This is a genomic window from Escherichia sp. E3659 (assembly GCF_005781135.1).
Lineage (GTDB): Bacteria > Pseudomonadota > Gammaproteobacteria > Enterobacterales > Enterobacteriaceae > Escherichia.
This window is the reverse complement of sequence record NZ_VATQ01000047.1, coordinates 24,258-33,769: the sequence shown is the minus strand read 5'-3', so window position 1 is coordinate 33,769 and position 9,512 is coordinate 24,258. Positions and strand designations below refer to the sequence as shown.

The following is a 9,512-nucleotide window of genomic DNA, read 5'->3' as shown; positions in this document are numbered from 1 at the left end:
ACTCATCGGCGCAGACGCTTGTTGATGCCAATACATACACCGATAATTCGTCAAAGAATACATATGACAAAGCAATTGAATATACTGATTCGAGAGTTAATCAGGGTAATAGTTATGCAATTGATATCTCGAAAAGTTACACAGACACATCCACAAGAAATACGTTAAATCAAGCAACAACGTATACCGATAACCGATTCAATCAATCTATCGATTATACGAACTCGCAAATAAATAAAGTGAACGGACGAATTGAACAATTAGATAGCAAAGTTGATAAAAATCGTCAGAAAGCTGCTGCGGGTATTGCTGGCGCGATGGCGATGGCAAGTATCCCCCAAAACTTCTCTTATGATTTCAACTTCGGTATGGGTATGGCGAACTTCGACAGTGAGCAAGCGATTTCAGCCGGTGGCTATTACCGTGTCAACGATAGAACTATTGTTTCATTAAAGTCATCCTTTGATACACAAAATAATCTTGGTGTTGCGGCGGGAGTGTCTTACGGTTGGTAATTATTAAGAGGGCAGATTTTTCTGCCCTCCTAGAATAAATTTTATTTTTGTACAATGATTTTATTATTGTGCTTCGTATCACCAATACACAACTATTTCCATCTCGTTGAACTTTTATAGATGGAAAATCATGTCAGACAAGATAGAAAAGAAAGCCGGTGCGTTGCATTCTGAGCTGCGCATCGAGTTGCACACCCAATACGCGATTAACACTTGGGGTGGGCGGCCAGCCTCGGAGGATAAGCCTTCACTTATCGGAATGCCGCTGTTTTTCAAGTTAATTTCCAGGGTAAACCGCGATTCACTGGCCGATAATCCGTGGGCGGATGTGGCTCTGATGGAAGTGGAAACATTGCTGGAGACAGCCAGTCAGCAGCTCCAGAAATGGCTGAATGATATCGATGCCCTGATGGCGATGTTGCCAGTTAACGCCTCCCTTTCGGGAGTAACCTCTACTGCACCGCTGAATATTGCCGTTCACAGCCATACTCCGCTGGGATACCGCTGTGTTTACCTCCTGGTTGGATTCGATCAGTTGATCTTGCGCGTCTTCCAGGCGCATCACTACGGTCTGATGTCGCTGAAAGAGCGAAAAGTCTGGTTACATCGCGGTAGCCATCAAATTCGGCAAATCTTCTCTGTAGCCCTGCGCTACCGTTCTCATCCCGTTACCCGCCAGGATATAGCTTCAAATAATGATGTTGCCCGACAGGCTATCGAACAATTTGGGGAACTGGACAGGGCGATCCTGCTGGGAACCCGTCGTTCCCGCTTTTCTCCACCGGTAAGTGCCGAAAGTATTAAAGCGTTGAAAGCCTCCTTCAAACGTCAGTCACGCAAAGAGAAAGCGGCAAAGCAGGAGGTGCAGGATGATTAGAAATAAAACGGCTTTTACCGGATTGTTCGTCCTGAGTACCAGCCTGAGTGGATGTGCGAGTGTTGACAGTGTCAACAGTGCGATAAACCAGATTGGCGGCGGGATCTTTTCAGTCGGTTCCGCACCGGCAGACAGTGGTCCGGTAGTGTTATCGAAAGGCGTACCGCAGGCCAGCCACAAAATCGTGCAGGAATATCGTGTTCCCGTTGATGTTGATACGGCAGCTGCGCGGGTAAAACGCTACTACGGTTTTATCTCGGCTGAGGAAGTGGCGCAACTGCGTAATAACGGTATACAAAGTGGAGGGTGGACTGCTGGTTCAGTAGCCGATGGAGCATGGGTATGGGACTGGCAACCCGGTAGCTACTACAAAATGGGGTGCGACTGGGGAAACGAAAATACCGGTGACAGCGTTCAGGTCGAACTGGAGAAAAATGGTTCCGGCAGCCGTCTGTATATCACCTTTCGTTCCGGTCTGGCCTCTCATGCCACGGCGGCTTATGCCAGCAAGCTGTTTGAGAATATGAAGAGTGTGGCGGAAGGGACTATTCGATGAAGCTCTTTCTCTGTGAAAAGCCCAGTCAGGGGCGCGATATCGCCGCTGTGCTGGGTGCGACAAAGAAAATGCCGGGTTATCAGACCGGAAACGGTGTGTGCGTCACCTGGGGTTTTGGTCACCTGCTGGAGCAGGCCAGCCCGGACGCCTACGGTGAACAGTTCGGTGTTCCCTGGCGTACCGATGTGCTACCGGTATTGCCGACAACGTGGCAAATGCAGGTTAAACCGGATGCGGCGGCTCAGTTTTCCGTCATCCAGAAACTGCTGAAACAGGCTGATACGGCAGTGATTGCCACCGATGCGGATCGGGAAGGAGAGGTGATTGCCCGTGAAATCCTTGATTATTGCCATTATCAGGGAAAAGTTGAGCGGTTGTGGCTCTCGGCACTTGATGAGGCCAGCGTCCGCGCCGCACTGGCGGCGATAAAGCCCGGAAGTGCGACCTTACCCTACTATTTAGCCGGTCTGGGCCGTGCCCGGGCTGACTGGCAGATCGGCATGAATATGACGCGCTATATTCGGTCAAGGCCCGGGAGAATGGTTATGGTAGCGTTTTATCCGTGGGGCGGGTGCAGACGCCAACGCTTAACCTGATTGTGGAACGCGATCGCGATATTGCGCAGTTTGCCCCGAAGCCCTACTGGAATGTTGTGGTGCAGCTGGCAGCGGGAGGGATCACATTTCAGGCGCAGTGGGTGCCAGCAGCGGCGTATTGTGATGAGGAAAAACGCTGTATTAATCCGACTGTGGCGCAGCAGGTGGTTCAGCTTTGCAAGAAAACCGGGCAGTCGATAGTGGCAGAGGTTGAGACCAAAAGGGAGACTGAATCAGCTCCGTTGGCATTTGATCTCGGTACGTTACAACAAGCCTGTTCCCGTCGTTTTGGCTATGGCGCTCAACAGGTGCTGGATATTGCGCAGGCTTTGTATGAAACACACAAAGCAACCACGTACCCTCGTACTGATTGCGGCTACCTGCCAACATCCATGCGTGGCGAGATCGGACAGGTGATGGCTTCGATACAGCAAAGCGATCCCGCTTTATCTGCGACCATCTCGCGGCTTGAGCTTGATATGCAGCATGTTTCCCGTATCTGGAATGACAAAAAGATCACTGCACACCACGGCATCATCCCTACAAAGCAGCCTTGTGATCTGGCAAAAATGAGTGAGCAGGAGCGCAATGTTTACCAGCTTATCCGGCAGCATTATATGGCCCAGTTCCTGCCAAACCATGAAGTGGATGCCACGCGGATTTCGCTGCATTCCAGTGGGCAGTTATTTAAGACCAGCGGTAAGGTTGTGGTCGTTGCTGGCTGGAAGAGCTTGTTTGGTAAGGACGCTGAAGAAGATACAGAAAGTTCCGGTGACAAAACCCGGTTACCTGCAATGGCTAAAGGGAGTGTATGCCAGGTCACTGGGGCAGAAGCGAAACAGCAGCAAACAAAACCACCGGAGCACTATACGGAAGGTACATTGATTGCCGCGATGAAGAACGCGGCGCAGTTTGTCACCGATCCGCGCCTTAAAAAGATCCTCAAGGAGAATGCGGGGTTGGGTACAGAAGCGACCCGGGCAGGCGTGATTGAAACGTTGCTGAAGCGTGGATTTGTGGTGAAGAAAGGCAAGCACCTGCTGGCGACGCCTATTGCCGCTGACCTGATGGCGGTGTTACCTGCACAGCTCAAAGATCCCGGCATGACGGCACTATGGGAGCAGTCGTTGGATGATATTGCTGAAGGCCGGATGACGCTGGATGATTTTATGGCGAAACAGTCTGCCTGGACCAGGCAACTGGTGGAAAAAGGGCGACAGCAGACTGTCAGGATTACGTTACCGCCGTCTCCGCCGTGCCCGGTTTGTGGCGGTGCAACGCGACAGCGCACGGGGAAGTCCGGCTCATTCTGGGGATGTAGTAACTATCCAGACTGCAACGGTATTGTGAATATCGGAGCAAAGAAACCGGCTCGGCGGCGGAAAAGCCCTGCAAAGAACAATGGCTGATTAGCTTTATGTTTTTGGTTGGAAGCGTAGCGTGAATTTGCTATTTTGCTCATGGCTTTGAAGTACCCCCGTGACTGCGGTAATCCGATTTTTCGCTTCTTGTAGCGGAAGACAGGACAGTATAGCGACCCATTTTGTTACCTGGATGAGGTTGTAAGGCGTGACCCTCCGTGAGATTACACGTCGGCCAAAAAAGGCTCTGGCCCGGAGAAGCGACACTGACGATGAACCCTGGTGCAGGTTCAGAGGCTCGATACCAGGATGGGATCGGGCCTTTTTGTTTGGTTTAACTTTACTATTTGAAGTATATTTATTTTGGGAAATAAACAATACATTCAATACATGAATGCTTGGCGGTTTTATGAAATTTTCGGCTATAGTAAAATTATTGTTTTTATTAGTTCTTGCCATACTTGGTGCTAGGGGGGTGGGCTATTTACATTTGTATTTTGGAATTACTAATAAATGGGTAGATTTTTTCATTTCCGGTGTCGCAATGGCATTGATAAATCAAATATACGAGATTGTCGTTAAAGTTGTTTTTTCTAAGAAATATAGTGAAAATCTGAAAGGATTATATCGTTCCAGTGGTGTTTTAACAAAAAAAGAGTCTGATGAGTTAAAAAGAAAAACAGTAGTGGAACTCTTCTTAATAAAAGAAAAAAAGATTTTTATAAAGGCTAAAATCTCTACCCTATTAATATTGATTGCAACCACAATAATTCATGTCCAATATTCTGTTGGGGTATTTGTTATTGGGTTAAGTGTTACCTTGTTTTTAGTTCTTGAAGTCAAGGATAGAATAATAACATATCGAATATCTCGAGGTTTCTTTGGTTCTAATAGACATGAAGCACTTCAGTTAATTAAGTTTATAGAGGAAAATATTGATGATATTAATGGTGGAAGTAACGGGGGGCGAAAAATATTAAATGATAGAGATAAATTATATACTGATTTAGCCGAGATTAAGAAAGGGCGTTGGGAGAGTTTACATGGATGAGTTTACTAAGTTTCTTAATCGCCTGTTAGATATTTTATTATTAAAATATCCATTAAGGACTACTTTTGGATGTCTTTTGGGGATTGTTGTTTGGGTGTTCTTATATATATTTAAAGAGTTTTTTTTGGTGCGCGGTTTTGTGGTTGATTGGGTTTGGTGTGTTGGTTGTCTGGCAATGTGTGTTCTTATTATGAATGCAAAAACTATTATTGAAGTATTTAAGGGTTCCGCTATAGATGAATGTTTTAGTAATACACTTCATGCAATTGACTCGCGTGACGATCTATCTTTGGAGCAAAAAAAGATTCTATATCAACCAATTATTGATAAGTCAAATAAATAAACTATCAGAGAGTCAGTTGCATGATGTTGAGAAAAATGTAATTGATAAGTGAGATTTTAATTGATTTTATGAGCTAATACTAAATAGTATATTCGCTCTTATCCCGTTGTCTCCGACAACAGCCAATGTCCTAGCAATCTGAGATGGACGCCTTCGGGTGATTGCCAGCCAAAATCGTCATGGCCTGAGAGACGATGCCTTCGGGCGGTAACCTTGCTTAACCTTTGAGAGCAGGGATCGCTCCAGCGATAAAGGTACACTTCAACGACAGACCGTCAGCTTCGCTTCGATGCCTGACACCCCAGCGGGAAAACACCCAGCTGGGATGTTTCTCCGTTTATCGAATTTTTCCAGGAGAAACAACATGTCTACTATATCTAAAACCACCACCGCTAAACCTAAAAAAAGCAGTGCCAGCAAGAAAGCCCCGGCTCCAGTTCCTGTTGAATCAGCAACTCCAGCTCAATCAGTAGCTCCGGCGCCGGTACAACCAAAACCACAATCCAGCTACTTTAATTTGCATATCGATGGGCTGGGTTATCTGAGCAATATTCGCGAAATTAACACCGCTACGGGGGCATTCCTGAGCTGCACGATTAACGCGTTACATGGCTCAACCGAAAAACCTGAGTACACGCGTTTTGATGTTACGGTATCGGGTAAACAGGCTAGTTCTTTAATCAGACGCTGCCAGAATGCAGTGAATGAAGAGAAGAAGGTCCTTATCGGTTTTAAACTCAGTAACCTGACTGCCGATGTGTTTACACTGACCAAAGGCGATCATGCAGGTGAATCAAGAGCAGCACTGCGAGCGAGACTGATTAAAATCAGTTTTATCAAAGTGGGGCAAAACATGGTTTATAAAGCTGAAAAAGCTGAGTCTACCGACTCCGCATATTGATAATAGAAAGAGTGCAAATCTCCACGTCGTACACTTCTTGTTTGTTGTATTAACGCCAGATTTTTCTGGCGTTTTTTTTGCATAGCAAAAACAGTTGTTCGTTGAGGAGATGCCTCTGGTTTCGCAAAGTTGGGCCTCTTTTGTCTGACTAAGGAACCTGCATGAATCCTCATATCCCAATGATTGTCTGCCTGGCGGCCAGCATCCTTGCTGGTTGTACGCAAAAGCTCCAGCAACCTGATACTCAATCCCATCCAACGGTGCTGAATGGCAATATCCAGCCAGCCCGACCAGATGTCTATGCCGCCTCTCCCGAAGTTGTTCGTTATGACCGTTACCTGTTGGTTGATACTTCCCCGAGTGCTGCGCAACGTGCTCCGCTGGAGCAAACAATAGATATCCGTATCCCCGCGTCATTATCGCCGACCGTGGCTGATTCCATGCGCTATGCTCTGCGCCAGTCCGGGTACTCGTTGTGCAGTACGACACCAGCGAACCGGGTGCTGTACAACCAGAGGTTGCCCGCGGTGCATTATCAACTGGGGCCAATGCGCCTGAGTCAGGCATTACAAATCCTGGCCGGGGAGTCCTGGCAGCTTGAGATTGATTCTGTTCAACGGATCGTCTGCCATTCATTACGTGATGGCTATCGTTTGCCGCCGGAAGCGGTGAGAACGTCGGTCACTTCGGTCTCTGTGCCACTATCCGCTCACCCCGTCAATATCACCGCTCCGGTTCAGCAGAGGATGCTGAAATGAACGAATCCATTAGTGTCATGGAGATTCCTGAAATGAAAGCGTCCGAAAGACCTGCATGTAGCAAACTTTGGGCGATAATCCGTTTTGGTTTGGGGGGGCTGGTTTTGTTTACGTTGGGTGGAACTACATTTATTAGTCTGAAGCAGGTTCAGCTGCTTTCTGGGGAGGTTAGCCAGCTTAAAACTGCGTTGCAGGGTAGCCCGGATATCGAGCCACTCCAGGAACAGATGACAACGCTGCAACAGCAGTTTGAAGTGTCACGAATGCAACTTGGAGAGATGGTTGGCAAACCGGCACTTGCGGCTTTGCAGCAGAAGATTGATGTGCTCGATAAACAACAGCGTGAGCAGTCTGCCTCGTTTTCGGCCTTTAACACAGAGTTATCCTCCCTTCAGGAACAGGTTCGAACGTTGAAACAACGTCCAGCCAATACCGCCATTGTTCCTGCCGTAATGCCTGATGTTGTGACGGTAAAGAAGAAACCAACGTCGAAAGCGCGGCGGCCAGTTACCGCCCCCTTCATCCTCACTGGTATCGAACGGCGGGGAGGAATTGCCTTTGCTGCGATAGCGCCACAATCGGCAACACAACTGACAGAAATAGCGTTAATGGAACCGGGGGAAACCCGTCAGGGCTGGACTTTGCTGGCGATTACCGGGCAGCAGGTGCAGTTTCGTGTCGCGGGGCAAACCCGGACGCTGACGGTGCGATAAGGAGGTCAGGATGAAAAAATTCAATGCCGTGCTGATGTCGGGAGTGTTGACAGTGTCAACAGTCACGTTTGCTGCTGTGACCCCGGAAAGCGATCAGATCACTACACAACAACAGTCTCAAAAATCCGTAGTGACTGTATCTGATGCATTAGCTTCTGCTATCCAGATGGCGGATTCCCGTCTTCAGGAACTGGAACCTATGCAAATGAAAAGAAACGCACTGGAGTGGGGACTGACAACGGAAGAATGGCAGCGTTATGAAACGCTGAAAAAAGGGCGACGTGGTGTGTTGTCTCCTGGATTAGATCCGCTGACGATGCTGGGTATCGAGGCGCGAAGTGATGAAGAACGCCGTCATTTTGCTGAGCTGGCGGTGAAACAGGAGTTTCAGCGGGTTGAAGCGGAGCTGGCGTTTCAGCGAGAAGTGAATAGCGCGTGGATGCGTATCTATCCCGGCGTTCTGCCCGTTCAGGATCTACGGAGTGAAGCCAGTAATGCCCGTCAGGCGCTGTTTGTGAAAGATAATTGCACTGCTTGCGACCGTAAACTGTCGCAACTGATGAAATCGAACCAGCCGCTGGATATCTATCTGGTTGATAGCGGTGGTAAAGATGAGGCGGTTCGAAGCTGGGCGAAGAAACATAATATCCCTGCTGAAAAGGTGAAATCCCGCCAGGTAACGCTAAATCACGATAGCTGGATGTGGCTGAAATACGGCAACGGGCTGATGCCAGTGGTGTTACAGCAGGGGGCGCAGGGATGGCAGCGAGTAAACTGATCTGGCTGGTAATGTTCATTGTGCTACCAGAGTGTCTGGCGGCGCAATCTGTTCCGGAAGGATATTATCGGGTTGCGCAGGCGGAAAATGTTCCTGCCGAAGCGCTGTATAGCCTGGCGCTGACGGAGTCTTCCCGCAAGCTGGCGCATGGCGTACGCCCGTGGCCGTGGACAATTAATGTTGCCGGGAAGGGATATCGCTACGCCTCCCGGAACGAAGCCTGGCAGGCGCTGCTTGGCTTTATGCGGCGCTATCCGCTTAAGCGTATTGATGTCGGTATTGCGCAGGTCAATCTGGGCTGGAACGGCCATCATTTCACATCCACCTGGGAAGCATTTGATCCCTATACCAACCTGCACGTCGCCGCCCGTATTCTGCGAGCCTGTTACGAGCGTAGCCCTGGGAGCTGGATATCGGCTGCGGGGTGCTATCACCATCCGGCAGGCGGCAAACCTGCACAAACCTATAAGGCTATCGTGTCGCGTCACCTGGGCACATTGCAGCCATCTGTACAGACACTGGCATTCAATCCGGGAGGAACACCATGATGAGACGTTTTCCGCTGGTTCTCGCATTGCTGTTTCCGGGCATAAGTCAGGCAGAGCTAACCGTTGTCGCAGTTCTAGGTGGTCAGTCAACGGCTGAATACTTTGCCGGTATTAACAATCAGGGGGAAGAGCCGCCAACCTCTCAAGTGTTGACACTGTCAACACCTGACAAAGCATCGGTATTACCCATTCGTACCCCGGAACTTTCGCCCGGGGCGCTGGAAGCGCGTTCTCTCTCCATGCCCGGAATGCGATCAATTTTTCTGATTGGTGACGACGAGCTTTCCCGACGCTGGCTGGCATTGCGACGTGACCAACTTATCCAGCTTAATGCCGTGGGCTATGTGGTGAATGTTGCCAGTGAATCTGCCTGGAATGATTTACAGTCTCAGGCTAACGGGCTTGAGTTGCTACCGGTTTCTGGGAGCGATCTGGCCGTTCGGCTGGGTATTTCTCACTATCCGGTACTGATTAGCGAGAAGGGAGTGGAACAATGAGGGCGGGATTACCACTGG

General features: G+C 49.0%; 11 protein-coding genes and 1 pseudogene. All 12 read left to right on the top strand.

Annotated elements, in window-relative coordinates; translation table 11 throughout:
• On the top strand, positions 1 to 515 hold a 515-nt coding region (locus FEK47_RS23080), incomplete at its 5' end, for a YadA C-terminal domain-containing protein (RefSeq protein WP_171020866.1).
• Between the two features lie 130 nt (positions 516 to 645).
• A complete protein-coding gene (locus FEK47_RS23075; RefSeq protein WP_135487846.1) occupies positions 646 to 1,392 on the top strand; it encodes a PFL_4669 family integrating conjugative element protein in 747 nt (248 codons plus the stop codon).
• A complete protein-coding gene (locus tag FEK47_RS23070) occupies positions 1,385 to 1,948 on the top strand; it encodes a hypothetical protein (RefSeq protein WP_135487847.1) in 564 nt (187 codons plus the stop codon). The genes FEK47_RS23075 and FEK47_RS23070 overlap by 8 nt, the downstream gene beginning before the upstream one ends.
• A pseudogene (locus FEK47_RS23065) lies at positions 1,945 to 3,953 on the top strand (DNA topoisomerase III). The gene FEK47_RS23070 and the pseudogene FEK47_RS23065 overlap by 4 nt, the downstream one beginning before the upstream one ends.
• Positions 3,954 to 4,314: 361 nt before the next feature.
• Positions 4,315 to 4,956 carry a hypothetical protein gene (locus tag FEK47_RS23060; protein ID WP_138183387.1) on the top strand — a complete coding sequence of 214 codons (642 nt, stop codon included), beginning with the start codon at positions 4,315 to 4,317 and terminating at the stop codon, positions 4,954 to 4,956.
• Entirely contained in the window at positions 4,949 to 5,299 is a 351-nt protein-coding gene (locus FEK47_RS23055) for a hypothetical protein (protein WP_135487849.1), read from the top strand. The genes FEK47_RS23060 and FEK47_RS23055 overlap by 8 nt, the downstream gene beginning before the upstream one ends.
• Before the next feature lie 364 nt (positions 5,300 to 5,663).
• On the top strand, positions 5,664 to 6,200 hold the full coding sequence (locus FEK47_RS23050; RefSeq protein WP_135487850.1) for an STY4534 family ICE replication protein: 537 nt from the start codon (positions 5,664 to 5,666) through the stop codon (positions 6,198 to 6,200).
• 161 nt (positions 6,201 to 6,361) lie between these two features.
• Positions 6,362 to 6,958: a hypothetical protein gene (locus FEK47_RS23045; RefSeq protein WP_138183386.1), complete on the top strand. Its 597-nt coding sequence runs from the start codon at positions 6,362 to 6,364 to the stop codon at positions 6,956 to 6,958.
• Entirely contained in the window at positions 6,955 to 7,671 is a 717-nt protein-coding gene (locus tag FEK47_RS23040; RefSeq protein WP_135487851.1) for a hypothetical protein, read from the top strand. The genes FEK47_RS23045 and FEK47_RS23040 overlap by 4 nt, the downstream gene beginning before the upstream one ends.
• Before the next feature lie 10 nt (positions 7,672 to 7,681).
• Entirely contained in the window at positions 7,682 to 8,449 is a 768-nt protein-coding gene (locus FEK47_RS23035; protein WP_171020865.1) for a TIGR03759 family integrating conjugative element protein, read from the top strand.
• Positions 8,431 to 8,997 carry a transglycosylase SLT domain-containing protein gene (locus FEK47_RS23030; RefSeq protein WP_135487852.1) on the top strand — a complete coding sequence of 189 codons (567 nt, stop codon included), beginning with the start codon at positions 8,431 to 8,433 and terminating at the stop codon, positions 8,995 to 8,997. Before FEK47_RS23035 ends, FEK47_RS23030 begins: the two co-directional genes overlap by 19 nt.
• Complete coding sequence (locus FEK47_RS23025; RefSeq protein ID WP_135487853.1) at positions 8,994 to 9,494, top strand: integrating conjugative element protein; 501 nt, start codon at positions 8,994 to 8,996, stop codon at positions 9,492 to 9,494. The genes FEK47_RS23030 and FEK47_RS23025 overlap by 4 nt, the downstream gene beginning before the upstream one ends.
• Positions 9,495 to 9,512 lie beyond the last annotated feature (18 nt).

Bases quoted from the DNA above. Each gene is read 5' to 3' on its own strand.
- FEK47_RS23075 (WP_135487846.1), top strand. From the start codon at position 646: ATGTCAGACAAGATAGAAAAGAAAGCCGGTGCGTTGCATTCTGAGCTG.
- FEK47_RS23070 (WP_135487847.1), top strand. From the start codon at position 1,385: ATGATTAGAAATAAAACGGCTTTTACCGGATTGTTCGTCCTGAGTACC.
- FEK47_RS23060 (WP_138183387.1), top strand. From the start codon at position 4,315: ATGAAATTTTCGGCTATAGTAAAATTATTGTTTTTATTAGTTCTTGCC.
- FEK47_RS23055 (WP_135487849.1), top strand. From the start codon at position 4,949: ATGGATGAGTTTACTAAGTTTCTTAATCGCCTGTTAGATATTTTATTA.
- FEK47_RS23050 (WP_135487850.1), top strand. From the start codon at position 5,664: ATGTCTACTATATCTAAAACCACCACCGCTAAACCTAAAAAAAGCAGT.
- FEK47_RS23045 (WP_138183386.1), top strand. From the start codon at position 6,362: ATGAATCCTCATATCCCAATGATTGTCTGCCTGGCGGCCAGCATCCTT.
- FEK47_RS23040 (WP_135487851.1), top strand. From the start codon at position 6,955: ATGAACGAATCCATTAGTGTCATGGAGATTCCTGAAATGAAAGCGTCC.
- FEK47_RS23035 (WP_171020865.1), top strand. From the start codon at position 7,682: ATGAAAAAATTCAATGCCGTGCTGATGTCGGGAGTGTTGACAGTGTCA.
- FEK47_RS23030 (WP_135487852.1), top strand. From the start codon at position 8,431: ATGGCAGCGAGTAAACTGATCTGGCTGGTAATGTTCATTGTGCTACCA.
- FEK47_RS23025 (WP_135487853.1), top strand. From the start codon at position 8,994: ATGATGAGACGTTTTCCGCTGGTTCTCGCATTGCTGTTTCCGGGCATA.